This window comes from Streptomyces sp. NPDC047880 (assembly GCF_040706515.1).
In the GTDB taxonomy this organism is placed as follows: Bacteria; Actinomycetota; Actinomycetes; order Streptomycetales; family Streptomycetaceae; genus Streptomyces.
Window position 1 is genome coordinate 50,054 of record NZ_JBEZOK010000002.1, and the last position, 25,706, is coordinate 75,759.

Annotated in this window: 20 protein-coding genes and 1 riboswitch; of the genes, 16 read left to right on the plus strand and 4 right to left on the minus strand. The window is 73.8% G+C overall.

From position 1 onward, the window contains the following. Window positions 1-313: 313 nt before the first annotated feature. A complete protein-coding gene (locus AB0937_RS04130) occupies window positions 314-1,912 on the minus strand; it encodes an ABC-F family ATP-binding cassette domain-containing protein (protein WP_366709380.1) in 1,599 nt (532 codons plus the stop codon). 240 nt (window positions 1,913-2,152) lie between these two features. Between AB0937_RS04130 and AB0937_RS04135 the strand changes: the two genes are divergently transcribed. Continuing rightward, window positions 2,153-2,566 (plus strand): VOC family protein, encoded by a 414-nt coding sequence (locus AB0937_RS04135; RefSeq protein WP_366709381.1) that lies wholly within the window; start codon window positions 2,153-2,155, stop codon window positions 2,564-2,566. A 38-nt stretch (window positions 2,567-2,604) separates the two neighbouring features. On the opposite strand, the gene AB0937_RS04140 is transcribed toward AB0937_RS04135, so the two are convergent. From AB0937_RS04140 to AB0937_RS04150, 3 genes are all read right to left on the minus strand, one after another. Then, window positions 2,605-4,005: a hypothetical protein gene (locus AB0937_RS04140; protein ID WP_366709382.1), complete on the minus strand. Its 1,401-nt coding sequence runs from the start codon at window positions 4,003-4,005 to the stop codon at window positions 2,605-2,607. Window positions 4,006-4,261: 256 nt separating this feature from the next. Beyond that, window positions 4,262-5,389: an alpha/beta fold hydrolase gene (locus tag AB0937_RS04145; RefSeq protein ID WP_366709383.1), complete on the minus strand. Its 1,128-nt coding sequence runs from the start codon at window positions 5,387-5,389 to the stop codon at window positions 4,262-4,264. Window positions 5,390-5,471: 82 nt separating this feature from the next. Continuing rightward, window positions 5,472-6,203 carry a class II aldolase/adducin family protein gene (locus AB0937_RS04150; RefSeq protein ID WP_366709384.1) on the minus strand — a complete coding sequence of 244 codons (732 nt, stop codon included), beginning with the start codon at window positions 6,201-6,203 and terminating at the stop codon, window positions 5,472-5,474. A 297-nt stretch (window positions 6,204-6,500) separates the two neighbouring features. Between AB0937_RS04150 and AB0937_RS04155 the strand changes: the two genes are divergently transcribed. The 15 genes from AB0937_RS04155 to cobC all read left to right on the plus strand — a co-directional run bounded on the left by AB0937_RS04155 (window position 6,501) and on the right by cobC (window position 25,625). Then, the gene (locus AB0937_RS04155; protein ID WP_366709385.1) at window positions 6,501-7,754 is read left to right on the plus strand and encodes an inorganic phosphate transporter; all 1,254 of its coding nucleotides are present in this window, start codon (window positions 6,501-6,503) and stop codon (window positions 7,752-7,754) included. A gap of 31 nt (window positions 7,755-7,785) precedes the next feature. Further along, window positions 7,786-8,007 carry a hypothetical protein gene (locus AB0937_RS04160; protein ID WP_175431774.1) on the plus strand — a complete coding sequence of 74 codons (222 nt, stop codon included), beginning with the start codon at window positions 7,786-7,788 and terminating at the stop codon, window positions 8,005-8,007. A 115-nt stretch (window positions 8,008-8,122) separates the two neighbouring features. Continuing rightward, window positions 8,123-8,281, plus strand: a riboswitch (cobalamin riboswitch). Window positions 8,282-8,380: 99 nt separating this feature from the next. Further along, complete coding sequence (locus AB0937_RS04165) at window positions 8,381-9,388, plus strand: cobalamin biosynthesis protein (protein ID WP_366709386.1); 1,008 nt, start codon at window positions 8,381-8,383, stop codon at window positions 9,386-9,388. A gap of 1 nt (window position 9,389) precedes the next feature. After that, window positions 9,390-10,898, plus strand: a complete 1,509-nt coding sequence (locus AB0937_RS04170) for a cobyric acid synthase (protein WP_366709387.1) — start codon at window positions 9,390-9,392, stop codon at window positions 10,896-10,898. Beyond that, complete coding sequence (gene cobN / locus AB0937_RS04175) at window positions 10,895-14,551, plus strand: cobaltochelatase subunit CobN (RefSeq protein WP_366709388.1); 3,657 nt, start codon at window positions 10,895-10,897, stop codon at window positions 14,549-14,551. Before AB0937_RS04170 ends, cobN begins: the two co-directional genes overlap by 4 nt. After that, on the plus strand, window positions 14,548-16,545 hold the full coding sequence (locus AB0937_RS04180; RefSeq protein ID WP_366709389.1) for a putative cobaltochelatase: 1,998 nt from the start codon (window positions 14,548-14,550) through the stop codon (window positions 16,543-16,545). Before cobN ends, AB0937_RS04180 begins: the two co-directional genes overlap by 4 nt. Then, window positions 16,545-17,144 (plus strand): cob(I)yrinic acid a,c-diamide adenosyltransferase, encoded by a 600-nt coding sequence (gene cobO / locus AB0937_RS04185; RefSeq protein ID WP_366709390.1) that lies wholly within the window; start codon window positions 16,545-16,547, stop codon window positions 17,142-17,144. Before AB0937_RS04180 ends, cobO begins: the two co-directional genes overlap by 1 nt. Next, on the plus strand, window positions 17,141-18,526 hold the full coding sequence (locus AB0937_RS04190) for a cobyrinate a,c-diamide synthase (RefSeq protein ID WP_366709391.1): 1,386 nt from the start codon (window positions 17,141-17,143) through the stop codon (window positions 18,524-18,526). Before cobO ends, AB0937_RS04190 begins: the two co-directional genes overlap by 4 nt. Then, window positions 18,523-19,272, plus strand: a complete 750-nt coding sequence (gene cobI, locus AB0937_RS04195) for a precorrin-2 C(20)-methyltransferase (RefSeq protein ID WP_366709392.1) — start codon at window positions 18,523-18,525, stop codon at window positions 19,270-19,272. Before AB0937_RS04190 ends, cobI begins: the two co-directional genes overlap by 4 nt. Window positions 19,273-19,331: 59 nt before the next feature. Beyond that, window positions 19,332-20,150 (plus strand): precorrin-4 C(11)-methyltransferase, encoded by an 819-nt coding sequence (gene cobM / locus AB0937_RS04200; RefSeq protein ID WP_366709393.1) that lies wholly within the window; start codon window positions 19,332-19,334, stop codon window positions 20,148-20,150. After that, on the plus strand, window positions 20,147-21,385 hold the full coding sequence (cbiE, locus tag AB0937_RS04205; protein WP_366709394.1) for a precorrin-6y C5,15-methyltransferase (decarboxylating) subunit CbiE: 1,239 nt from the start codon (window positions 20,147-20,149) through the stop codon (window positions 21,383-21,385). The genes cobM and cbiE overlap by 4 nt, the downstream gene beginning before the upstream one ends. Next, window positions 21,382-23,073, plus strand: coding sequence for a precorrin-3B C(17)-methyltransferase (gene cobJ, locus AB0937_RS04210; protein WP_366709395.1), 1,692 nt, complete (start codon window positions 21,382-21,384; stop codon window positions 23,071-23,073). Before cbiE ends, cobJ begins: the two co-directional genes overlap by 4 nt. After that, entirely contained in the window at window positions 23,070-23,657 is a 588-nt protein-coding gene (locus AB0937_RS04215; protein WP_358954161.1) for a precorrin-8X methylmutase, read from the plus strand. The genes cobJ and AB0937_RS04215 overlap by 4 nt, the downstream gene beginning before the upstream one ends. Then, complete coding sequence (locus AB0937_RS04220; protein ID WP_366709396.1) at window positions 23,654-24,580, plus strand: sirohydrochlorin chelatase; 927 nt, start codon at window positions 23,654-23,656, stop codon at window positions 24,578-24,580. The genes AB0937_RS04215 and AB0937_RS04220 overlap by 4 nt, the downstream gene beginning before the upstream one ends. Then, on the plus strand, window positions 24,570-25,625 hold the full coding sequence (gene cobC / locus AB0937_RS04225) for an Rv2231c family pyridoxal phosphate-dependent protein CobC (RefSeq protein ID WP_366709397.1): 1,056 nt from the start codon (window positions 24,570-24,572) through the stop codon (window positions 25,623-25,625). The genes AB0937_RS04220 and cobC overlap by 11 nt, the downstream gene beginning before the upstream one ends. The last annotated feature ends 81 nt before the right edge of the window (window positions 25,626-25,706 follow it).

A 25,706-nucleotide genomic window follows, 5' to 3' on the forward strand; every position in this document is an offset into this window, starting at 1 on the left:
GATCACCCCTCCGGGCCTTCATGGCCACCCATTCGGCAAGGTCCGTGAGACAAGGTTGTGACGACGGGAGCGCATCCCCACATGCGGAATGCGAAATTCCGAAGCGCGGCGTCGGCGCGGCCGAACGGATTGTTCCGGAAAAGGCCAGGTCACAAAGGCGGCGCGGCCGAGCCCCGAAGAATCGGGGACTCGGCCGCGAAATCGATGTAGGACACACCTCGGTACGAGGAGATCTCACACAGATGATGGATCACCGCTGGGCCGAATGATCCATACGCTGTTGATCACGCATTCGATCAAGCGGCACTGACGCTCAGGCCAGGGCGACGAGGTCCGCGTAGTCGGCGCCCCACAGGTCCTCGACGCCGTCCGGCAGCAGGATGATCCGCTCCGGCTGGAGCGCCTCGACCGCTCCCTCGTCGTGCGTGACGAGGACGACCGCGCCCTTGTAGGTGCGCAGCGCGCCGAGGATCTCCTCACGGCTGGCCGGGTCGAGGTTGTTGGTCGGCTCGTCGAGGAGCAGCACGTTGGCCGACGACACCACGAGGGTGGCGAGGGCGAGACGGGTCTTCTCGCCGCCGGAGAGCACCCCGGCCGGCTTGTCGACGTCGTCGCCGGAGAACAGGAACGAGCCGAGCGTCTTGCGGACGTCCACCAGGTCCAGGTCGGGGGCGGCCGAGCGCATGTTCTCCAGGACCGTGCGCTCCGGGTCGAGGGTCTCGTGCTCCTGCGCGTAGTAGCCGAGCTTGAGGCCGTGGCCCTGGATGACCTTGCCGGTGTCCGGCTCCTCCGCGCCGCCGAGGAGACGGAGCAGGGTCGTCTTTCCGGCGCCGTTGAGGCCGAGGATGACGACGCGCGAGCCCTTGTCGATGGCCAGGTCGACGTCGGTGAAGATCTCCAGTGATCCGTAGGACTTCGACAGCCCCTCGGCCATGAGCGGGGTCTTGCCGCACGGGGAGGGCTCCGGGAAGCGCAGCTTGGCGACCTTGTCGGACTTCCGCTCGGCCTCCAGGCCGGCCAGCAGCTTGTCCGCCCGGCGGGCCATGTTCTGCGCGGCGACGGTCTTGGTGGCCTTGGCCCGCATCTTGTCGGCCTGCGAATGCAGCGCGGAGGCCTTCTTCTCGGCGTTCTGGCGCTCGCGCTTGCGGCGCTTCTCGTCGGCCTCGCGCTGCTGCTGGTAGAGCTTCCAGCCCATGTTGTAGATGTCGATCTGGGCGCGGTTGGCGTCCAGGTAGAACACCTTGTTGACGACCGTCTCGACCAGGTCGACGTCGTGGGAGATCACGATGAAGCCGCCGCGGTAGGTCTTCAGGTAGTCGCGCAGCCAGACGATCGAGTCGGCGTCGAGGTGGTTGGTGGGCTCGTCCAGCAGCAGGGTGTCCGCGTCGGAGAAGAGGATCCGGGCCAGCTCGATACGGCGGCGCTGTCCGCCGGAGAGCGTGTGCAGGGGCTGGCCGAGCACCCGGTCGGGCAGGTTGAGCGCGGCGGCGATGGTGGCAGCCTCGGCCTCGGCGGCGTACCCGCCCTTGGTGAGGAACTCCGTCTCCTGGCGCTCGTACTGCTTGAGCGCCTTGTCGCGGGTGGCGCCCTTGCCGTTGGCGATCCGCTGCTCGTTGTCGCGCATCTTACGGATCAGCACGTCCAGGCCGCGCGCGGACAGGATGCGGTCGCGGGCGAGGATGTCGAGGTCGCCGGTGCGGGGGTCCTGCGGGAGGTAGCCGACCTCGCCGGAGCGGGTGATGGCGCCGCCGGCGGGCATGCCCTCGCCCGCGAGGCACTTGGTGAGGGTGGTCTTCCCCGCGCCGTTGCGGCCGACGAGGCCGATGCGGTCGCCCTTGGCGATGCGGAACGAGGCGTTTTCGATGAGGACGCGGGCACCGGCGCGCAGCTCGATACCGGAGGCGGAGATCACGGACAGACTCCAGGGCGGATACGGGGGCGGGATGGGCGGCTGAGGACGTTCCCGCCGTCTAATGCGCGAGGAGAATGGCCATGGGGACAGTCTAACGGGGGCGTGCAACCACTTTTTCTGTGTGCGGGTGTTCGATCACCGGCAGCCGGACGGAGCGCCGTCGCCGGCGTCCGGGCCGTTGTCGGTGGCCGGTGGAACACTGGGCGGGACAGCCCCGCGAGACACGAGGAAGTGATCGCCATGGCAGGTACGCCCGGCGGACGTCCGAGCATCTACCCGACGCTGCTGTACGCGGACGCCAAGGCGGCGATCCGGCAGCTCACGGAGGCCCTCGGCTTCACGGAGCTGTCGGTGTACGAGGGTGAGGACGGCTCGGTGCTGCACGCCGAGCTGGCGCAGGGCAACGGCGCGGTGATGGTCGGTTCCAAGGGCCGGGGCGGTCCCTTCGACACGGCCATGAAGGACGCCGGCACCACGGGGGTGTACGTGGTGGTGGACGACGTCGACGCGCACCACCGCCACGCCGTGGACCACGGCGTGGAGATCCTGATGCCCCCGACGGACCAGGACTACGGCTCCCGGGACTACATGGCCCGGGACGTCGAGGGCAATGTCTGGAGCTTCGGGACCTACGCGCCCGACACGGGGGTCTAGCGCCGCACCGGGCGCCGTTCGCCCCGTCGCGGCAGGCCCTAGCTGCCGCCGGTGTGCACCTGGAAGGCGGCGCGGCGGACCGCCTTCGCCAGGGCCGGGTCGGGGTGGGCGGCGGCCAGGGCGACCAGGACCTGCACGGTGCGCGGGTGGCCCACGGCGCGCACCTCGTCCAGCAGCATCGGGACGGTCGGCTGCACGGCCGACTCCAGGTGGCGCACCAGCAGCGGCGCCTCACCGTGGTCGGCGACGGCGGCGGCGGTGTCCACCCACAGCCAGGTCGCCTCCGCGCGGGTGAGGACCTCATGGGCGTCCTCAGGGTCCGCGCCGTCGTGCTCGGCCAGCCACAGCAGCGCGTACGGCCTGAGCGTGGGCTCGTCCAGCACGCCGCGGACGTCCGGCTCGGCGGGGGCGCCGACCACGCGCAGCGCCTCGAAGGCGAGGCCGCGCAGCAGGGCGTCCTCGCCGCGGGCGGCGCCGAGGAGCTCGGTGACGGCGCTGCCGACGGGGCGGGCGGCGAGCCAGGCGCGGTACTCGGCACGGGCCGCGTTGGGGCGCAGCTGGGCGCAGCCGCGGAGCATGTCCTCGGCGGCCTGCTCGATGTTCCCGGCGGGGCTCTGCGCGGCGACGCAGATCTGCTCCAGCTTGACCCAGACGGCCCAGTTGCCGAGGGGGGTGAGCGTGGCCTGGCCGTCGCCGTAGGTGAGGGCGCCGACGGAGGCAAGGGCTCGCAGGGCCCAGTCGAGCAGCGGGGCGAGCGGGGCGTCGGTGGGCTCCGGTTCGGCCCGCGGTTCGGGCTGCGGGCCGTAGGGGATCTCGCAGCGGGCGGTGCGCAGCTCGGTGACGCGCTGCTCCAGGAGGTCGAGGAGCTGCTCGACCGGGACGGGCCCGGCGGACAGCTGGAGGAAGGAGAGTGCCTGCGGCATGGCCGAGACGACCTCGGCGACGGCGGCGGGCTCGTGTTCCGCGGGCTCCGGATGGGCGAGCGACCAGGCGTCGAAGAGCGCGACCCAGCCGCGCAGCACGGCACTGTCGTCGCGGTCCCAGGCGCGCAACCGCCAGCCGGGGCGTGCGGTGTCGCCGTGCACCTCGACGAGACCGGCGAGGCGGGCGGTGTCCCAGTCGGCTCTGACCTGAGCCGGGGTCAGGCCCAGGTCACGGGCGGCCCGTTCGGCGGTGGCGTCGGAGAGGGTCGCCTTGCCGTCGTCGGTGGCGCTGTCCCGGCCGGGGCCGAGCGCCCTGTCCGCCCAGCGGGCGACGCGAGCCGCGGCGGCGAGACCTGAGCGTGCCATTCTGGCCAGTTCCGCCGGTGCCGGGGTGCCCTCCGGGGGGCGCGGCGCGGGGCGGCGCGAGCGCCGCTGGTTCATCGCCGGCGGGGCGGCGGCCAGGGGTCGCGGGCGGACGAGTCGGAGCCTGGAGTCGCGCGGGATACGGGACGTCACGGGGGCAGTCTTCCGGTTGACGGTCCGAAAACCCAAACGGAATGTCACGGCGGGCGACGGGGATGGCCAACGCACCGGCCCGCGGGAGTGGTCGAGGGCCGGGAACAGGCCAGTGGTACGACACTAAACGGAATGGTGGCGACCGGTCCGCCGTGGGCGGGACGGGACGTGGTTGCGGCCGGGCGAAGGGGGCGTGAACGGAGGGTGTGGGCACGGCGCCGAGAGGAGACGCGTCGGTGGGCGTACCGCAGCCGGGTCACAGCAAGGGCGTCAGGAAGCGCCGGAGCGCCTCCTCGTAGGCCTCCGGGTCGGCGTTCCACAGGGCTCCGTGCGGGGCGTGGGCGACAGTGCGCAGGGCGACCATGTCGGGGCGGGCGTCGGCGAGCCGGCTCGACAGCCGCCAGGGGGCGACGGCGTCGTCCGGTCCGTGGAAGAGCAGGGACGGGACGCGCAGTCCGTGGGACGGGTCCGTGCCCGCGGCGCGGTCGGCGGTCAGTCCGGTGCGGCCCTGGGCGGCGCGGACGGCGAGGGGCAGCAGCACGCCGGGGGTGCGGCGGGCCGAGGCGAGGGCGCGCAGGGTGGTCTCCCAGCTGAGCACCGGGGAGTCGAGGACGAGCCCGGCGACGCGGTCGCGCTGCCCCGAGTGCGCGGCGGCGCGCAGCGCCATGGTGGCGCCGGTGGACCAGCCGTGCAGGACGACTTGCCGGGCGCCGTAGCGCACGGCGTAGCGGATCGCCGCGTCGAGGTCGCGCCACTCGGTCTCGCCGAGGTGGTTCAGCCCGTCGGGCGGGCGCGGTGCGCCCAGGTCGCCGCGGTAGGCGAGGGCGAGCACCGGGATGCGGCTGCGGTGCAGGAACCCCATGACGTTCATGGCGAGTTCCCGGGTGGTGCCCAGACCGTGCACGGCGATCACCCAGGTGTCCCGCTTGCCCGGCACGAACCACGCGGGCAGGGAGCCGAGTTCGCCGGGGACGTCGACGTCGGCGTGTTCGAGTCCGAGGGCGGTGCCGGGGTTGCCGACGTACACGTTCGGTGTGAGCCAGACCTTGTCACCGGATTCCAGCGTGCCGTGGGTGACGCTCTCCAGGCGGCGCACGACGGTGTCGGCGGGGTGCCGGACGCCGGTCAGGACAGGGCCGACGACGGCGTGGGAGCCGTCCCCGGAGAGGCCGTAGCGGCCGGGGCGCAGGGCGGCGAGGTCGCGGGTGAGGCTGATCTGCCCGGCGGCGGTGCCGTGCACGGTGAGCCGGGGTTCGGTGGGCAGGGGCCTGCCGGGGGGTGCCTTGAGCGCGGCGTCGCTGGCGAGCCGGCCGGCGGCCACCGCGGCGGCACCGGCCCCGAACACAGCGGTGACGGCAGCGGCCGTCGCTCTGACAGTGCGCACGCCTTCAAGTGTCCCGGTGGATCGGGCGGGCGACCAGTGGGACGGAGCGGCGGGGTGGTGCCGGCGCGGCGGGGGGGCCGGCTCAGCCGCGCTGGCCGTAGCCGCGCAGGCGCTCCCCCACCTCCGTCAGCTGCGCGCGGGTCAGCAGGCTCGGGGTCAGGCCGGGCACCGAGGAGGCGGTGAGCCACAGGCGGCACATCCACTCCATCTGGGCGGTGCGGTCGTAGGCCTGGGCGAGGGTGGTGCCGTGGGTGAGGGTGCCGTGGTTCTGGAGCAGGCAGCCGGAGCGGTCGGTGAGGGCGTGAAGCATGTTCTCGGCCAACTCGTCGCTGCCGTAGGTGGCGTAGGGGGCGACGCGGACGGGGCCGCCGAGCGCGGCGGCCATGTAGTGGATCAGCGGCAGCTCGGTCACGAGCGTCGAGACCGCCGTGGCGTGCACGGCGTGGGTGTGGACGACGGCCAGGGCGCCGGTCGTGCGGTAGACGGCGAGATGCATGGGCAGCTCGCTGGTCGGGACGAGGGTGCCGAGGACCTGCCGACCGTCCAGGCCGACGCCCGTCACGTCCTCCGGCGTCAGCCGGTCGTAGGGGACGCCCGACGGGGTGACCAGGACGGTGTTCCCGACGCGCACCGAGACGTTGCCGGACGTGCCGACGACGAGTCCCTCCGCTACCGTCCGGCGGGCCGTCGCGACGAGGTCGTCCCAGGCGCGTACCTCCTCGGGGCTTGCGGTCCTGCGGCGCGGCTCCCCCGCACCCGCCTCGTCCCCGGGCACGTCCGCCGTGCCCCGCTCGTCGCCTCGCCGCTCAGCCATGCCGCGATCCTGCCAGGCCGGGGCTCGCAGCGCTGCGGTGCGGGGGACTTCGGGGGCCTGCTTCGTACACAACCGCGGGGGCACCCCGTCGCGTGACCGGGATTCGTGCGACGGGTCACTCGTGCGGGTGAAACGGAACGCTCCCGGCGGTCGGCCGCCGGGGCGCCGGGCGGCCGTCCCGGGGCGGAACGCCGGCCCCCTGTTGCGGTCACCCCTGCGCCCCTCCCAGTTCATCTTCCGTTCACTCAGGTTCCCTACGTTCATCGAGCCAACAACCTCGAACGATTGCCTGGGTAAATGGAAAGCTTCTCGCTGATCCTCGCGATTGTGGTGGTAACCGCACTCGCGTTCGATTTCACGAACGGTTTCCACGACACCGCGAATGCGATGGCCACGACCATTTCCACGGGCGCCATGAAGCCCAAGGTTGCGGTGGCCATGTCCGCGGTCCTCAACCTGGTCGGCGCCTTCCTGTCCGTCGAAGTCGCCAACACGATCTCCAAGGGCCTCGTCGACGAGGCCGGCATCCGTCCCGAGGTCATCTTCGCCGCCCTGGTCGGCGCGATCCTCTGGAACCTGCTGACCTGGCTCGTCGGTCTGCCCTCCAGCTCCTCCCACGCCCTCATGGGCGGTCTGATCGGTGCCACGATCGCCTCGGCGGGCGTCGGCGCGGTGCACGGGGACGTGCTGGTCACCAAGGTGCTGATCCCGGCGATCGCCGCCCCGCTGGTCGCGGGCATCGCGGCGATGCTCGCCACGCGGCTGACCTACACGCTCGGCAGCAAGGCCGACGGCAAGGCGTCCAAGAAGGGCTACCGGGCCGGCCAGATCGCCTCCGCGGGCCTGGTCTCCCTGGCCCACGGCACCAACGACGCGCAGAAGACCATGGGTGTGATCACCCTCGCCCTGGTCGCCGGCGGCGCCGTGGCGCCCGACTCCGACCCGCCCATGTGGGTCATCCTCTCGGCGGGTCTCGCCATCGCGCTCGGCACCTACCTGGGCGGCTGGCGCATCATCCGCACCATGGGCAAGGGACTGACCGACCTCCAGCCGCAGCAGGGCTTCGCCGCCCAGACCTCCGCGGCCACGGTCATCCTGGCCTCCTCGCACCTCGGTTTCTCCCTCTCCACGACGCACTCCGTGTCCGGTTCGGTGATGGGTGCCGGTCTCGGCCGCAAGGGCGGCGTGGTCCGCTGGTCCACCGCGACGCGGATGTTCGTCGCGTGGGGTCTGACGCTGCCGGCGGCGGCCCTGGTGGGCGCTCTCGCCGAGTACGTCACCGGCTTCGGCAGCTGGGGCACCGCCGTGGTGGCCGTCTTCCTCGTCGCCTCCAGCGCGGCGATCTGGAAGCTGTCGCGGCGCGAGGTGGTCGACCACACCAACGTCAACGACACCGAGGACGTGGAGCCCGCGGGTGTGGTCACCACGGCGATCGCCGCCGTGACGCCGCCCCCGGCGGGAGGCACGGCCCCGGCCTCGGAGGACCCGGTCCCCTCGTTCCCGGCGCAGGCCACCGCCGAGCGCACGCCGACCACGACCACCACGGTCTGACCGCCACCGGTTACAAGGAAGAGTCTCCGATATGAAGATCGACTGGGCGGCCCTCGGCTCCGTCTTCGGCGTCAGCCTCGTGGTCACCGTGGCCCTCGTCGGCCTGTTCACCCTCGGCATCACTGGTCTCTCGCGCCGCGAGCGGGCGGTGGCGGAGGGCGGGTCCGCGAGCCTCGCGGTCACCGGCGCGTACGCGTGCTTCGCGGCGTGTGCGGCGGCCGTCGGATACGGGATCTATCTGATCGTGGCCTGAGCGCCCCACCGCACATCGTGTCCGCCGGGCGGCACGGGACTTGAGGTCCTGTGCCGCCCGGTCGTCGTGTGGGGCAGGGGGGATGTGGGGTTCTCCACACTCTCCCCTCGCAGGTCAAAGGCAAGTTGACGGCGGTTCCCGGCCGTGGTGGACTGCCGGGGCCAATACGGCGGCAGGAGAGGAAGCCGGTGCAAGTCCGGCGCGGTCCCGCCACTGTCACCGGGGTAGCGATCCCCGGGAGCCAGGAACTCTCACCGCCGGTCTCGTCGAACCAGGGCGTGGACACCCTGAGTGAGGACACATATCGCCATGCGCGGCTGCCGATCGAGGTTCACCACCCCACCCCTGCCCGCCCTCCTGGCCGGCTGAGACCATGGGTGCCGGTCGCGTCTTCGCGTACGGCGCCGCCGCCGGCCTGATCGGTGACCTGCTGCTCGGTGATCCTCGCCGGGGGCATCCGGTCGCCGCGTTCGGGCGGGCCGCGGGTGCCGTGGAACGGGTGCTGTGGCGGGACCACCGCGGGTGGGGTGCGCTGCACACCGCCGTGTGTGCCGGAGGGGCCGTCGCCCTCGGGTCCGTCGCCGCACGTGCCGTGCGCACCTCCCCCGTCGCCTCCGTCGCGCTGACCGGTGCCGCCACCTGGGCCGTCGTCGGGGGGACTTCACTCGCCCGGGAGGCACGGACGATCGGGCGGGCCCTGGAGGCCGGGGACGCCGAGGCGGCCCGGGCCCGGCTGCCGCACCTGTGCGGCCGCGATCCGCAGGCCCTCGACGCCGACGGCATGGCCCGGGCCGTGGTCGAGTCCGTCGCCGAGAACACGTCCGACGCGGTGGTGGGGGCGCTGGTGTGGGGCGCCGTCGGCGGGGTGCCGGGGCTGCTGGGCTTCCGGGCCGTCAACACCCTGGACGCGATGGTCGGGCACAAGTCGGCCCGTTACCGCCGCTACGGGTGGGCCTCCGCGCGGCTGGACGACCTCGCGGGGTGGCCGGGAGCGCGGCTGACCGCCGTGCTCGCCGCCCTGGCCGGGCCGGATCCGCGGGGGGCCGTGCGGGCGTGGCGGGCCGATGCGGCGAAGCATCCGAGTCCCAACGCCGGGCCCGTGGAAGCCTCGTTCGCGGGGGCGCTAGGGGTGCGGCTGGGCGGGACGCTCTCGTACGGCGGGCGGGTGGAGCACCGGCCCGTGCTGAACACACTGGGGCGTGCGGTCGGCACGCAGGACGTCGAGCGGGCCGTGCGGCTGTCGCAGCGCGTGACGTGGCTCGCGCTCGGGGTGTGCGCGGGCGCGCGGTTGCTGACGAGTGCGCGGTTGTCCAGGAGCGTGCCGTCGCTCGGGAGTGCGCCGTCGCTCAAGGGCGCGCGGTCGCTGAAGAGGGGGAAATGACATGAGCGGTGGGCTTCTCGTCGCCGGAACCACCTCCGACGCCGGCAAGAGCGTCGTGACCGCCGGGATCTGCCGGTGGCTGGTGCGCCAAGGCGTCAAGGTCGCGCCCTTCAAGGCGCAGAACATGTCCCTGAACTCCTTCGTGACCACGGAAGGGGCCGAGATCGGGCGGGCACAGGCCATGCAGGCGCAGGCCTGCCGCATCGAGCCGACCGCGCTGATGAACCCGGTGCTGCTCAAGCCCGGCGGCGAGCAGAGCAGTCAGGTCGTGCTGCTGGGCAAGCCGGTCGGGGAGATGAGCGCGCGCGGCTATCACGGCGGACGGCAGCAGCAGTTGCTCGGGACGGTGCTGGACTGTCTGGAGCAGTTGCGGGGCACGTATGACGCGGTGATCTGTGAGGGGGCCGGTTCTCCCGCCGAGATCAATCTGCGGCGGACGGACATCGTGAACATGGGAATCGCCCGGAACGCCGGGCTGCCCGTGCTCGTCGTCGGCGACATCGACCGGGGCGGGGTGTTCGCCTCGTTCTTCGGGACGGTGGCGCTGCTGTCGCCCGAGGACCAGCGTTGCGTCGCCGGGTTCCTCGTCAACAAGTTCCGCGGGGACGTCTCCCTGCTGGAGCCGGGCCTGGACATGCTGCACGGGCTCACCGGGCGGAAGACCTACGGGGTGCTGCCGTTCCGGCACGGGCTCGGGATCGACGAGGAGGACGGACTGCGCGTCTCCCTGCGGGGAGCGGTGCGGGAGTCCGTCGTCGCCCCGCCCGTCGGGCAGGACGTGCTGCGGATCGCGGTCTGCGCCGTGCCGCTGATGTCCAACTTCACCGACGTGGACGCCCTGGCCGCCGAACCGGGCGTCGTGGTGCGGTTCGTGGACCGGCCGGAGGAACTGTCCGACGCCGACCTCGTCATCGTGCCCGGCACCCGCGGGACGGTCCGGGCGCTGGAGTGGCTGCGAGAGCGCGGGCTCGCCGACGCCCTGGTCCGCAGGGCCGCCGAACAGCGGCCCGTGCTCGGCATCTGCGGCGGCTTCCAGATCCTGGGCGAGCACATCGAGGACGACGTGGAGAGCCGCCGGGGCCATGTCGACGGGCTCGGGATCCTGCCCGTGCGGGTGCGGTTCGCCCGCGAGAAGACCCTCACCCGGCCGGCCGGCGAGGCCCTCGGGGAACACGTCGAGGGCTACGAGATCCACCACGGCGTCGCCGACGTCACCGGAGGAGTCCCCTTCCTGGACGGCTGCCGGGTCGGCCAGACCTGGGGCACGCACTGGCACGGCTCGCTGGAGTCGGACGGCTTCCGGCGGGCCTTTCTGCGCGAGGTGGCGGCCGCCGCGGGCCGCCGCTTCGTGCCCGCGCCGGACACCTCGTTCGCCGCGCTGCGCGAGGAGCAGCTCGACCGGCTCGGCGACCTGATCGAACAGCACGCGGACACCGACGCGCTGTGGCGGCTCATCGAGTCCGGCGCGCCGCAAGGACTGCCCTTCATTCCACCGGGAGCACCCGCATGAGCACTGTGTTGTTGTTGTCGACCGCCGACACGGACCTGCTGGCGGCCCGGGCCGCCTCCGGTGCCGACTACCGGATCGGCAACCCGACCCGCGTGGACGTCCGGGAGGAGCTGCCCGCCCTGCTGGACGGCGCGTCCGTCGCCGTCGTCCGGCTGCTCGGCGGCAAGCGGGCCTGGGAGGACGGGCTCGCCGCGCTGAAGGCCTCCGGCATCCCGACCGTGCTGCTCGGTGGCGAGGCCGTGCCGGACGCGGAGCTGATGGCCGAGTCGTCCGTCCCGGCCGGTGTCGTCGCGGAGGCGCTCAGGTACCTCGTCGAGGGCGGCCCGGACAACCTCACCGAACTCGCCCGGTTCCTCTCCGACACCGTGCTGCTGACGGGCGAGGGGTTCGTCGAGCCGCGGAAGATGCCGGAGTACGGCGTCCACGGCGAGCGTGAGCTCGTGCCGGGCCGTCCGACCGTCGGCGTGCTGTTCTACCGGGCCCACGAACTGAGCGGCAACACCGCCTTCGTGGACACCCTGTGCGACGCGATCGAGGCGCGGGGCGCCAACGCGCTTCCCGTGTACTGCGGTTCGCTGCGCGGCGCGGACGCGGGCCTGTACGAGATCCTCGGGCAGGCGGACACCCTCGTCGCCACCGTCCTCGCCGCCGGCGGCACGCACGCCTCGCAGGCCTCGGCCGGCGGCGACGAGGAGGCCTGGGACATCGGCGCCCTCGCCGAGCTGGACATCCCCGTGCTGCAGGGCCTGTGCCTGACGTCCTCGCGGCAGGCCTGGGCGGACTCGGACGCCGCCCTCTCCCCCATGGACGCCGCGATGCAGGTGGCCATCCCGGAGTTCGACGGGCGGCTGATCACCGTGCCGTTCTCCTTCAAGGAGCAGGGGCCGGACGACGTTCCGGTCTACGTCGCCGACCCGGAGCGGGCCGGGCGCGTCGCCGGCATCGCCGTACGGCACGCACGGCTGCGGCACAAGGAGAACGCCGAGAAGAAGCTCGCGCTGGTCTTCACCGCGTACCCGACGAAGCACTCGCGGGTCGGCAACGCGGTCGGGCTGGACACCCCGGCCTCGGCGGTGCGGGTGCTGGACGCGCTGCGGGACGCCGGATACGTGGTCGAAGGGCATCCGGACGAGGGCGACGAGCTGATCCACCGGCTCATCAACGCCGGTGGGCACGACGTGGAGTGGCTGACGGAGGAGCAGCTGGCCGCCGCGCCCGCGCGGGTGCCGCTGGCCGACTACCGGGCGTGGTTCGAGAAGCTCGACCCGGAGCTGAAGGACGCCATGACCGAGGCGTGGGGCGAGCCGCCGGGCAGCCTCTACGTCGACGGCGACGACATCGTGCTGGCGTCCCTGCAGTTCGGGAACGTCGTCGTGATGATCCAGCCGCCGCGCGGCTTCGGCGAGAACCCGATCGCGATCTACCACGACCCGGACATGCCGCCGTCGCACCACTACATGGCGGCCTACCGCTGGCTGGAGAACAGTTTCGGCGCCGACGCCATCGTGCACATGGGCAAGCACGGCACCATGGAGTGGCTGCCGGGCAAGGGCCTCGGACTCAGCGGGGGCTGCGCCCCGGACGCGGTCCTCGGGGACCTGCCGCTGATCTACCCGTTCATCGTCAACGACCCGGGCGAGGGCACCCAGGCCAAGCGCCGCGGGCACGCCACGGTCGTCGACCACCTGGTGCCGCCGATGGCCCGCGCCGACACCTACGGCGACCTGGCCAAGCTGGAGCAGCTCCTCGACGAGTACGCGCTCGTCTCCGACCTGGACCCGGCGAAGGCCCCGACCGTGCGCGCCCAGATCTGGACGCTGGTCAAGGCCGCCGAACTCCACCACGACCTGCACGTCGACGAACAGCCGGACGACGAGGAGTTCGACGAGTTCGTCATGCACATCGACGGCTATCTGTGCGAGATCAAGGACGTGCAGATCCGTGACGGCCTGCACATCCTGGGCGGCGGGCCGGTCGGCGAGCCGCGCGTCAACCTCGTGCTGGCCGTGCTGCGCGCCTCGCAGGTGTGGGGCGGACAGGCCAACGCGCTGCCGGGGCTCCGGGCGTCGCTTGCGGAGCACTTCGGGCTCGTGGAGAAGGAACTGCTGGCCGAGCCGGGCGCCCCGGTGAAGGTGCCCGTCGAGCTGACGGACCTGGTGGACGGCCCTGCTCGCAGCGCCGCCGACGCGATCGACCTGCTGGAGCAGCTGTGCCGGCGGATCGCGGAGGGCATGGAGGAGCGCGGCTGGGCGGTCGCCGACAGCGCGCCGCTGGTCCGGGAGGTCCTCGGCACCGAACTGCCCGACGCGGTCGCCGTGCTGGAGTTCGCCTGCACCGAGGTCGTGCCCCGGCTGGAGAAGACCACCGACGAGATCGGGCACATCCTGCGGGCGCTGCGCGGCGGTTACGTCCCGGCCGGTCCCTCCGGTTCGCCGACCCGCGGGCTCGTCAACGTCCTGCCGACGGGCCGGAACTTCTACTCCGTCGACCCCAAGGCCATCCCGTCCCGGCTGAGCTGGGAGGTCGGGCAGTCCCTCGCCGACTCCCTGGTGCAGCGGTACCTCCAGGACACCGGTGAGTACCCGACGTCCGTCGGCCTGACGGTGTGGGGCACCTCTGCGATGCGCACCCAGGGCGACGACATCGCCGAGATCCTGGCGCTGCTGGGCTGCCGACCCGTGTGGGACGACGCCTCGCGGCGCGTGACCGGGTTCGAGGTGGTCCCGCTCGCGGAGCTCGGCCGGCCGCGCATCGACGTGACGGTCCGCATCTCGGGCTTCTTCCGGGACGCGTTCCCGCACGTCGTGGGCCTGATCGACGACGCCGTGCGGACGGTGGCCGAGCTGGACGAGCCGGCGGAGTCCAACTACGTGCGGGCCCACGCCGACCAGGACACCGCCGAGCACGGCGACCGGCGCCGGGCCACGGCCCGCATCTTCGGCTCCAAGCCGGGGGCGTACGGGGCGGGTCTGCTGCCGCTGATCGACGCCCGCAACTGGCGCTCCGACGCCGACCTCGCCGAGGTGTACGCGGTGTGGGGCGGCTACGCCTACGGCCGGGGGCTCGACGGGCGGGCCGCGCGCGGCGACATGGAGACGGCGTTCAAGCGGATCGCGGTCGCCGCGAAGAACGTCGACACCCGTGAGCACGACCTGGTCGACGCCGACGACTACTTCCAGTACCACGGCGGCATGGTGGCCATGGTGCGGCACCTGACGGGCGCGAGCCCCGAGGCGTACGTCGGCGACTCGGCCACTCCGGACCAGGTGAAGACCCGCACGCTCGGCGAGGAGACCCACCGCGTCTTCCGTGCCCGGGTGGTCAACCCGCGCTGGATGGCGGCCATGCGGCGGCACGGCTACAAGGGCGCCTTCGAGATGGCGGCGACCGTGGACTACCTGTTCGGGTACGACGCCACGGCCGGGGTCGTGGACGACTGGATGTACGAGAAGCTCAGCGCCGAGTACGTCTTCGACCCGGAGAACCGGGACTTCATGAAGAAGTCCAACCCCTGGGCGCTGCGCGGTATCACCGAACGGCTCCTGGAGGCCGCAGAGCGCGGACTGTGGGCCGAGCCGGACGCGGAGACGCTGGAACGGCTGCGCGCCACCTACCTGGAACTCGAAGGCGACTTGGAGGGCGACGAGAAGTGACCACCCCCTTTCCGTTCACGGCCGTCGTGGGCCAGGACGACCTGCGGCTCGCGCTGCTGCTGAACGCCGTGTCCCCGGCGGTCGGCGGTGTGCTGGTGCGCGGCGAGAAGGGCACGGCCAAGTCGACCGCGGTACGGGCGCTGTCGGCGCTGCTGCCGGAGGTCCCGGTCGTCCCCGGCTGCCGTTTCTCCTGCGACCCCGCCTCCCCCGACCCGGGGTGCCCGGACGGGCCCCACGAGGCCGGTGGCGGTGCCGAGCGGCCCGCCCGCATGGTCGAGCTGCCCGTCGGCGCCTCCGAGGACCGGCTCGTGGGCGCGCTGGACATCGAGCGGGCCCTCTCCGAGGGCGTGAAGGCCTTCGAGCCGGGCCTGCTCGCGGACGCGCACCGCGGGATCCTCTACGTCGACGAGGTCAACCTCCTCCACGACCACCTGGTCGACCTGCTGCTGGACGCCGCCGCGATGGGCGCCTCGTACGTCGAGCGCGAGGGCGTCTCCGTACGGCACGCGGCCCGCTTCCTGCTCGTCGGCACCATGAACCCCGAGGAGGGCGAGCTGCGGCCGCAGTTGCTCGACCGGTTCGGGCTGACCGTCGAGGTCGCGGCCTCGCGGGAGCCGGACCAGCGGGTGGAGGTCGTCAGGCGGCGCCTGGCCTACGACGACGACCCGGCCGCCTTCGCCGCGCGCTGGGCCGAGGAGGAGGCCGCCGTACGGGCGCGGATCGTGGCGGCGCGGGAGCTGCTGCCGTCCGTGCGGCTGGGCGACGGGGCGCTGCGGCAGATCGCGGCGACCTGCGCGGCCTTCGAGGTGGACGGCATGCGCGCCGACATCGTGATGGCGCGGACCGCGACCGCGCTGGCCGCCTGGGCCGGGCGCACGGACGTGCTCGCGGAGGACGTCCGGCAGGCGGCGCTGCTCGCGCTGCCGCACCGGCGGCGGCGCAACCCCTTCGACGCGCCGGGACTCGACGAGGACAAACTCGACGAGACGCTGGAGGAGTTCGGCGGCTCGGACGACGACGATCCGGACCCGGACCCCGGTCCTGACGGGCCCGGCGGGGGCGGCGGACAGCCCGAACCCGACGACGCGCCCCAGGGCGACGGCGACACCGCGGCCCGGCCCGAGGCCGGCGAGAGCGGGCAGCCGCAGCCCTCGGGCGCCGGCGAGCAGTCGGCCGTACGGGCCTCCGAGCCGTTCCGCACCAAGGTGCTGAGCGTGCCCGGGATCGGCGAGGGTGCCGCCGGGCGGCGGTCCCGGGCGCGGACCGAACACGGGCGGACGACCGGGGCAAGGCGGCCCCGCGGCGCGCTCACCAAGCTGCACCTGGCGGCGACCGTGCAGGCGGCGGCGCCGCACCAGCGGGCGCGCGGACGGTCCGGGCCGGGTCTGGTGGTGCGCCGGGACGATCTGCGGCAGGCCACCCGCGAGGGGCGCGAGGGCAACCTCGTGCTGTTCGTCGTGGACGCCTCCGGGTCGATGGCGGCCCGGCAGCGGATGAGCGCCGTGAAGGGCGCCGTGCTGTCGCTGCTGCTGGACGCCTACCAGCGGCGCGACAAGGTGGGCCTGGTGACCTTCCGCGGCACGGACGCGGACGTCGCGCTGCCGCCGACCTCGTCGGTGGACGCGGCGGCGGCCCGGCTGGAGACGCTGCCCACCGGCGGGCGGACACCACTGGCCGCGGGGCTGCTGCGCGCGCACGACGTGCTGCGCGTGGAACGGCTGCGCGACCCCGCGCGGCGGCCGCTGGTCGTGGTCGTCACGGACGGCCGGGCCACCGGCGGTCCCGAGCCGGTCGCCCTGGCCGGGCGTGCGGCCCGGCTGTTCGCGGCCGACGGGGTCGCCTCGGTCGTCGTGGACTGCGAGTCGGGGCCGGTGCGGCTGGGGCTCGCCGGGCAGCTCGCGGGTGAACTGGGCGGAACGGCCGTGACATTGGACGAGCTGCGCGCGGACAGCATCGCCGGGCTCGTGAAGGACGTGCAGAGGAGGGCCGCGTAATGCCGCAGGGACAGCCGAGTGTGGTGCCGGACGACGGGCTGACGACCCGGCAGCGCCGGAACCGGCCGCTGGTCGTGGTGCACACGGGCGTCGGCAAGGGCAAGTCCACCGCCGCGTTCGGGCTCGCGCTGCGGGCCTGGAACCAGGGGTGGCCGATCGGGGTGTTCCAGTTCGTCAAGTCGGCGAAGTGGAAGGTCGGCGAGGAGAACGCGCTGCGCGTGCTCGGCGCCTCCGGCGAGGGCGGGTCCGTCGACTGGCACAAGATGGGCGAGGGCTGGTCCTGGGTGCAGCGCGACGCCCAGATGGACAACGAGGAGAAGGCCCGGGAGGGCTGGGAGCAGGTCAAGCGGGACCTGGCGGCCGAGACGTACAAGCTGTACGTGCTCGACGAGTTCGCCTACCCGATGCACTGGGGCTGGGTGGACACGGACGAGGTGATCTCCGTGCTGCGGGACCGGCCCGGGACGCAGCACGTCGTCATCACCGGGCGGAACGCGCCCGGGAAGCTCGTGGACTTCGCCGACCTCGTGACCGACATGTCCAAGGTCAAGCACCCCATGGACGTGGGACAGAAGGGCCAGAGGGGCATCGAGTGGTGAGTGCTTCCGTCCCACGGCTGGTCATCGCCGCGCCCTCGTCGGGCAGCGGCAAGACCACCGTCGCCACGGGGTTGATGGCCGCGTTCGCCGCGCGGGGGCTCGCCGTGTCCCCGCACAAGGTCGGACCGGACTACATCGACCCCGGGTACCACGCGCTCGCGACCGGGCGGGTGGGACGGAACCTCGACGCGTACCTGTGCGGGCCCGAGCTGGTCGGGCCGCTGTTCCTGCACGGGGCGCGGGGGTGCGACATCGCCGTCGTCGAGGGCGTGATGGGGCTGTTCGACGGGGCCGCGGGCGAGGGCGAGCTGGCCTCCACGGCGCATGTCGCGAAGCTGTTGCGGGCGCCGGTGGTGCTGGTCGTGGACGCGTCGTCGCAGTCGCGGTCGGTGGCGGCGCTGGTGCACGGGTTCGCCTCCTGGGATCCGGAGGTGCGGGTCGGGGGCGTGATCCTCAACAAGGTCGCCTCGGACCGGCACGAGGAGCTGTTGCGGGAGGCGTTGGAGCAGGCCGGGGTGCCGGTGCTGGGGGTGCTGCGGCGGGCTGCGCAGCTGTCCACGCCGTCGCGGCATCTCGGGCTGGTGCCGGTCGCCGAGCGGCACGCTGCTGCGGTGGAGGCGGTTGCGGCGATGGCTGCGCAGGTCTTGGACGGCTGTGATCTGGGGGCGTTGGAAGCACTGGCCCGTGCCGCCGGTGCCGTACCAGGGAGCTCCGCCCCCTGGACCCCCGCCTCGCCCACCCACCACCCGACGCGGGCGGACGAAGCTGTTGGGCAGCGGGCGCCCGTCGTCGCCGTCGCCGGGGGGTCCGCCTTCACCTTCTCCTACGCCGAACACACCGAGCTGCTCGCCGCCGCCGGGGCCGAGGTCGTCACCTTCGACCCCTTGCGGGACGAGGAACTGCCGGAGGGGACTGCCGGGTTGGTGATCGGGGGCGGGTTCCCCGAGGTGTACGCCGCCGAGCTGTCCGCCAACACGTCCCTGCGCAAGGCCGTTGCCGAGCTGGCGGGAAGCGGCGCTCCCGTGGCCGCCGAGTGTGCCGGGCTGCTGTATCTGTGCCGGGAGCTGGACGGGCTGCCGATGTGCGGGGTGCTGGACGCCTCGGCGCGGATGACCGAGCGGCTCACGCTGGGCTACCGGGACGCCGTGGCCGTGGGCGGCAGTGTGCTCGCGGCGGCCGGGACGCGGATGCGGGGGCACGAGTTCCACCGGACCGCCGTGGAGCCCGGCTCGGGGGCGGCGCCCGCCTGGGGGGTCCGCACCCCCCGGCCGCGGGTCGAGGGTTTTGTACAGCGCGGTGTGCACGCGAGCTATCTGCACACGCACTGGGCGTCCGAGCCCGGTGTCGCCCGTCGGTTCGTCGAGAGGTGCCGGACGTCATGAGCAGCAGGCTGGTCGGAGTCGGGGTGGGGCCCGGGGATCCGGAGCTGGTGACCGTCAAGGGTGTCAACGCCCTGCGCGAAGCGGATGTCGTGGTGGTGCCCGTGATGGCCGCGCCCGACGGGCGGGACGGCGGGGAGCCCGGCCGGGCAGAGGCGACCGTCCTGCACTACGTGCCCGAGGAGAAGGTCGTCCGGGTCGTGTTCGCGCTGAACGAGCGCAGTGACCGGGCGCGGCGCGAGGCGGCCTGGGACGCGGCCGGCGAGCGGGTCGCCGAATTGCTGCGGCGGAACGCGTCGGTGGCCTTCGCGACGATCGGGGACCCCAACGTCTACTCGACGTTCACCTACCTCGCGCAGACCATCACCGAGCTCGTGCCGGGGACGGTCGTCGCGACGGTGCCCGGTATCACCGCCATGCAGGACCTGGCCGCCCGGTCGGGTGCCGTGCTGACCGAGGGGACCGAGCCGCTCACGCTCGTGCCCGTCACCGCCGGTGCCGCCGTGCTGAAGGACGCCCTGGCCGGGCCGGGGACCGTGGTCGCCTACAAGTTCGGGCGGCAGGCGCACGAGGTCGCCGAGGCGCTGCGGGAGACCGGGCGGCTCGCCGACGCCGTGTGGGGTTCGGCGCTCGGGCTGCCGGAGGAGTCCGTACGCCGGGCCGCCGAGCTCGACGACGCGCCCCTGCCCTACCTGTCGACGCTGATCGCCCCCGCCCGGCGCGAGGGCGGCCGGGGCGGAAAGCTCTGACAGTCCCGCCCACCACCGCCCCTCCCCCGTTCCACCCCCTGTACGAGAGGACCCATCCCATGGCCGACGCCCCTGCCGGCAAAGTGACCTTCGTCGGTGCCGGCCCCGGCGCCGCCGACCTGCTGACGTTCCGTGCCGCGCGCGCCATCGCCGAGGCCGATGTCGTGATCTGGGCGGCCAGCCTGGTCCAGGAGGAGGTCCTGGAGCACGCCCGTGCGGACGCGGAGATCCTCGACTCGGCGACCATGTCCCTGGAGGACGTCGTCGCCGTGTACGAGCGGGCCCGCGGCGAGGGGCTGAAGGTGGCCAGGATCCATTCCGGCGACCCGGCCCTGTGGGGCGGCACGCAGGAGCAGGTCGACCGGTGTGCCGCGATCGGCATCACGACCGAGATCGTGCCCGGGGTGTCCTCCTTCTCGGCCGTCGCGGCCCTCGCGCAGCGCGAGCTGACCATCCCCGAGGTCGCTCAGTCGGTGGTGCTGACCCGGCTCGGCGGCGGCAAGACGCCGATGCCGCCCGGCGAGGAGGTCCGGGAGTTCGCCAAGCACGGCACCACCATGGCGGTGTTCCTCTCCGCCGCCCGCAGCGGGCAGCTCGTGCGGGAGCTGCTGGAGGGCGGCTATCCGACGACGACGCCGGTCGTGGTGGCGTACCAGGCGACCTGGCCGGAGGAGCTGGTCGTGAAGTGCACGATCGGCACGCTGGAGGAGACGGTCAAGGAACACAAGCTCTGGAAGCACACCCTGTTCCTGGTCGGCCCGGCGCTCGACGCGCACGGCACGCGCTCGCACCTGTACCACCCGGGACACTTCCACGGCTACCGCAAGGCCGACCCGGAGGCCCGGCGGGCGCTGCGCGAGCGGGGGGCGAGTACGTGATCACGGTGGTCGGCACGGGGACGGGGGCGGCGCCTTCCGACGACGTCCTCGCCGGTGCCGGGCTGGTGGTGGGCGGGCGGCGGCATCTCGACGCCGTACCGCTGCCCGAGACGGCGGAGCGGGTCGTGCTCGGGCCTCTCGCGCCGGCTCTCGACACCATCGGCGCGTACGTCGAGAAGGATCGTCCCGTCGTGGTGCTGGCCTCCGGCGACCCCGGGTTCTTCGGGATCGTGCGGGTGCTGGCCGAGCGGTTCGGCGCGGAGCGGCTGGACGTGCGGCCCGGGGTGTCGTCCGTGGCGGCCGCGTTCGCGCGGATCGGGCTGCCGTGGGACGACGCCGTGGTGGTGAGCGCCCACGGGCGGGAGCTGCGGACGGCCGTCAACGTGTGCCGGGCGCAGGCGAAGACGGCCGTGCTGACCGGCCCGGGCGCGGGTCCGGCGGAGCTGGGTGCCGCGCTGCTGGACGTGCCACGGGTGCTGGTCGTCGCCTCCGGGCTGGGCTCGCGGGCGGAGCGCGTGGAGCGGGTGACGCCCGCCGAGGCCGCCGCCCGGGACTGGGGCACGGCGGTGAACGTGGTGCTGTGCCTGGACCAGGCGCGGGCGCTCGGCCCCGTGCGGACGGTCGCGGGGCCCGGGGGGCGTCCCGCCGGCTGGGCCCTGGAGGAGGCGGAGTTCGCCCACCGCGACTCGATGATCACCAAGTTCGAGGTGCGGGCCCTGGCCTTGGCCCGGCTGGGGCCGCGCCCGGGAGACCTGGTGTGGGACGTGGGCGCGGGCTCGGGGTCCGTGGCCGTGGAGTGCGCTCGGCTGGGCGCGGCCGTGACCGCCGTGGAGAAGACCGCGGACGGGGTGGGGCGGGTCCGCGCCAATGCCGCCGCGCACGGCGTGGACGTGCGCGTCGTGCACGGCGCGGCGCCGGACGCGCTGACGGATCTCGGCGAGACGCCGGACGCCGTGTTCGTGGGGGGTGGCGGGAGCGAACTGCCCGCGATCGTCGCCGCGTGCGCGCGGCGCGTCCGGCGCACGGTGGTCGTCGCCATGGCGGCGCTCGACCGGGTGCCGGCCGCGCGTGCGGCCCTGACGAGCGCCGGTCTCTCCTGCGACGGCGTGCTGCTGCAGTCGTCGCGGCTCGCGCCGCTGCCCGGGGACGTGACCCGGCTCGCGGCGGCCAACCCCGTTTTCCTGCTGTGGGGCGTCCGGCCCCCGGCAGCCGTCGAAGAAGGAGTCGCTCAGTGATCGGCCTCATTTCCGCCACGGCGGCGGGAGCTGCCGCGCGGGACCGGCTGGCCGCCGCGTGGCCGGACCGCACCCGTGTGTACGAGGGTCCCGTCGGGGACGCCGTACGGACCGCGTTCGCGCAGTGCGAGCAGCTCGTGTGCTTCCTGGCGACGGGGGCGGTCGTGCGGCTGGTGGCACCGTTGCTGTCCGGCAAGACCGAGGACCCGGGCGTGGTGTGCGTCGACGAGGGCGGGCGGTTCGCCGTGTCCCTGCTGGGCGGGCACGCGGGCGGCGCCAACGACCTGGCCCGCGCGGTGGGCGAGGTGCTGGGCGCCGAGCCGGTGGTCACGACGGCCACGGACGCCGTGGACCTGCCGGGCCTGGACACCCTCGGCCTGCCCGTGGAGGGCGATGTCGCCGGGGTGTCGCGGGCGCTGCTGGACGGTGAGGCGGTGGCGCTGCGGGCCGAGGTGGCCTGGCCGCTGCCGCCGCTGCCGGTGGCGGAGGAGGGGTCGTACACGATCCGGTTGACCGACCGGCTCGTTGAGGCGGCCGGGCACGAGGTGGTGCTGCGTCCGCCGACGCTCGTCGTCGGGGTCGGTGCGTCCAAGGGCGCCCCCACGGAGGAGGTCCTCGGGCTGGTCGAGGACGCCCTGCGGGAGGCCGGGCTGTCGGGTGCGTCCGTCGCCGAGCTGGCCACCGTCGACGCCAAGGCCGGGGAGCCGGGCATCGTCGAGGCCGCGGAACGGCTCGGGGTGCCCCTGGTGACGTACTCCGCCGAGGAGCTGGCCGGGGTCGACGTGCCCAACCCGTCCGACGCGCCGCTCGCCGCGGTCGGGACCCCGTCCGTCGCGGAGGCCGCCGCGCTGGTCGGCGGGGGTGAACTGCTCGTCCCCAAGCGGAAGTCGGCCGCCAGTCCGGCGATGGCGACCTGTGCCGTGGTCAGGCGGCCGGGGCGCGGGCGGCTCGCGGTGGTCGGGCTCGGGCCGGGCGCCCGGGACCTGCTGACGCCGCGCGCGCAGGCCGAACTGCGGCGAGCCTCCGTGCTCGTGGGGCTCGACCAGTACGTCGACCAGATCCGTGATCTGCTGCGGCCCGGCACCCGGATCCTGGAGTCGGGGCTCGGCGCCGAGGAGGAGCGGGCCCGCACGGCCGTGGCGGAGGCCCGCAAGGGGCAGGCCGTGGCGCTGATCGGCAGCGGGGACGCGGGCGTCTACGCCATGGCCTCCCCCGCGCTCGCCGAGGCCTCCGACGACATCGACGTCGTCGGCGTGCCCGGCGTGACGGCGGCGCTCGCGGCCGGTGCCATCCTGGGCGCGCCGCTGGGCCACGACCACGTGTCGATCAGCCTGTCCGACCTGCACACGCCGTGGGAGGTCATCGAGCGGCGGGTGCGGGCGGCGGCCGAGGCGGACATCGTGGTCACCTTCTACAACCCGCGTTCGCGCGGCCGTGACTGGCAGCTCCCCAAGGCGCTGGGCATCCTCGCCGAGCACCGGACACCGCGGACGCCGGTCGGGGTCGTACGCAACGCCTCGCGGCCGGACGAGTCCAGCCGGCTCACCACGCTGGGCGCGCTCGACCCGGCTACGGTCGACATGATGACGGTCGTGACCGTGGGCAACACGGCGACCCGGGACATCGCGGGGCGCATGGTGACGCCGCGCGGTTATCGCTGGCAGACAGCGCAGGAGGGGGCCGAGTGAACCGCGTCGTCCATCCCATCGAGGTGGAGTCCTACCGGCGTCTGCGGGCCCGGCTGGACACCTCGCACTTCCCGCCGCTGACCCGCGCGGTCGTGGAGCGGGTCATCCACTCCGCCGCCGACCTCGACTACGCCGGCGACCTCGTCATGGACGAGGCCGCCCTGGAGAAGGCGCACGCGGCGCTGCACGCCGGGGCGCCCGTGGTCGTGGACGTCGAGATGGTCGGCGCCGGCATCACCCGGCGCGAGACGGTCTGCCGCCTGAAGGACGCCGAGTCCGGGCCCGGGCTGACCCGTTCCGCGCACGCCATCCGGCTCGCTTACGAACAGGTCGGCCCCGGTGCCCTCTGGGTGATCGGCAACGCGCCGACGGCGCTGGAGGAGCTGCTGACCCTCGACGCCGACCCCGCGCTCGTCATCGGACTGCCCGTCGGCTTCGTCGGAGCCGTCGAATCGAAGGCCGCGCTGCGCGAGAGCGGACTGCCCGCCGTGAGCAACGTGTCCGAGAAGGGCGGGTCGGCGGTCGCCGCCGCCGCGCTCAACGCCCTGCTGTACCACCCCACTTCCGCCGAGGAGAAACTGTGACCACCCCGCCCGCCCTGCTCATCGCCGGCCACGGCACCCGGGACGACGCCGGAGCCGAGGCGTTCCGCGACTTCGTACGGCAGCTGGGGGCCCGGCACCCCGAACTGCCCGTCGCGGGCGGCTTCATCGAGCTGTCCCCGCCGCCGCTGGGCGAAGCCGTCACCGAACTGGTGGAACAGGGCGTGCGTCGCTTCGCCGCCGTTCCGCTGATGCTGGTGTCCGCCGGGCACGCCAAGGGCGACATCCCGGCGGCCCTGGCCCGCGAGAAAGAGCGGCACCCGGGCATCTCGTACACGTACGGCCGTCCGCTCGGCCCGCACCCGGCGCTGCTGAACGTGCTGGAGCGGCGGCTGGACGAGGCCCTGGGCTCGTCGGACCGCTCGCCGGGTGACCGGTCGGACGTGACGGTGCTGCTGGTGGGGCGCGGCTCCACGGACCCGGACGCCAACGCCGAGGTGCACAAGGCGGCCCGGCTGCTGTGGGAGGGGCGCGGGTACGCGGGCGTCGAGACGGCGTTCGTGTCGCTGGCCGCTCCGGACGTGCCGAGCGGGCTCGACCGCTGTGTGCGGCTGGGCGCCCGCCGGATCGTGGTCCTGCCCTATTTCCTGTTCACCGGCATCCTGCCGGACCGGGTGCGGCACCAGACAGAGGGCTGGGCGGCCGCGCACCCGGACGTGGAGGTGCTGTCGGCCGGCGTCATCGGGCCGGAGCCGGAGCTGCTCGACCTGGTGTGGGAGCGGTACGAGGAGGCCGTCAAGGGCGATCTGCGGATGAATTGCGACTCGTGCGTGTACCGCATCGCGCTGCCGGGCTTCGAGGACAAGGTGGGCATGCCGCAGCAGCCGCACTTCCACCCGGACGACGACGACCACCATCACGGTCACGGGCACCACCACCACGGTGCTCACTCGCATGCGCACTGAGCACGGGCACGATCTGCGCCACCACGGGGACGCGGAGGTCCGGGACGACGGCGGTTCGCTCGTCGACCTCGCCGTGAACGTCCGCGCGGACACGCCGCCCGCCTGGCTGCGGGAGCACATCGCCGCGTCTCTGGACGGACTCGCGGCCTACCCGGACGGGCGGGCCGCGCGGGCGGCGGTAGCCGCGCGGCACGGGCTGCCGGTGGAGCGGGTGCTGCTGACGGCGGGCGCGGCGGAGGCGTTCGTGCTGCTGGCGCGGGCGCTGAAGGTGCGGCGGCCGGTGGTCGTGCATCCCCAGTTCACGGAGCCGGAGGCGGCGCTGCGGGACGCGGGGCACACGGTCGGCCGGGTGCTGCTGCGGGAGGAGGACGGCTTCCGGCTGGACCCGGCGGCGGTCCCCGAGGACGCGGACCTGGTGGTGATCGGCAACCCGACGAACCCGACGTCGGTACTGCACCCGGCGGACGCGATCGCCCGGCTCACCCGGCCCGGGCGGGTGCTGGTGGTGGACGAGGCGTTCATGGACGCGGTGCCGGGCGAGCGCGAGGCCCTGGCCGGGCGGGTCGACGTACCCGGCCTCGTGGTGCTGCGCAGCCTGACCAAGACGTGGGGTCTGGCCGGGCTGCGGATCGGCTACGTGCTGGCGGCGCCGGACACGATCGAGGAGCTGGAGCGTGCGCAGCCCCTGTGGCCGGTGTCGACCCCGGCGCTGGCCGCGGCCGAGGCGTGCGTGGGGCCGCGGGCGGTGGCGGAGGCGGCCCACGCGGCGCACCGCATCGCGGCGGACCGCGCGCACCTGCTGGCCGGCCTCGCCCGCTTCACCCCGGCCGGGCTGCGGGTGGCAGGTCCCGCGCAGGGCCCGTTCGTCCTGATCCGCCTGCCGGGGGCGACTGCCGTCCGCCGGCGCCTGCGCGACCTCGGCTGGGCCGTACGCCGCGGGGACACCTTCCCCGGGCTGGACGAGGAGTGGCTGCGGCTCGCGGTACGGGACCGCAGGACGACCGACCGGTTCCTGCGGACTCTCGAACGGGCGCTGCAGCACTGAGCCCGGTCTTCGGTGGGCACCGGAGCAGGCCCTGAAGCCCGAGCCCCCGCTCCTCGATGCTCTCGCCGCCACCCCCCGCTG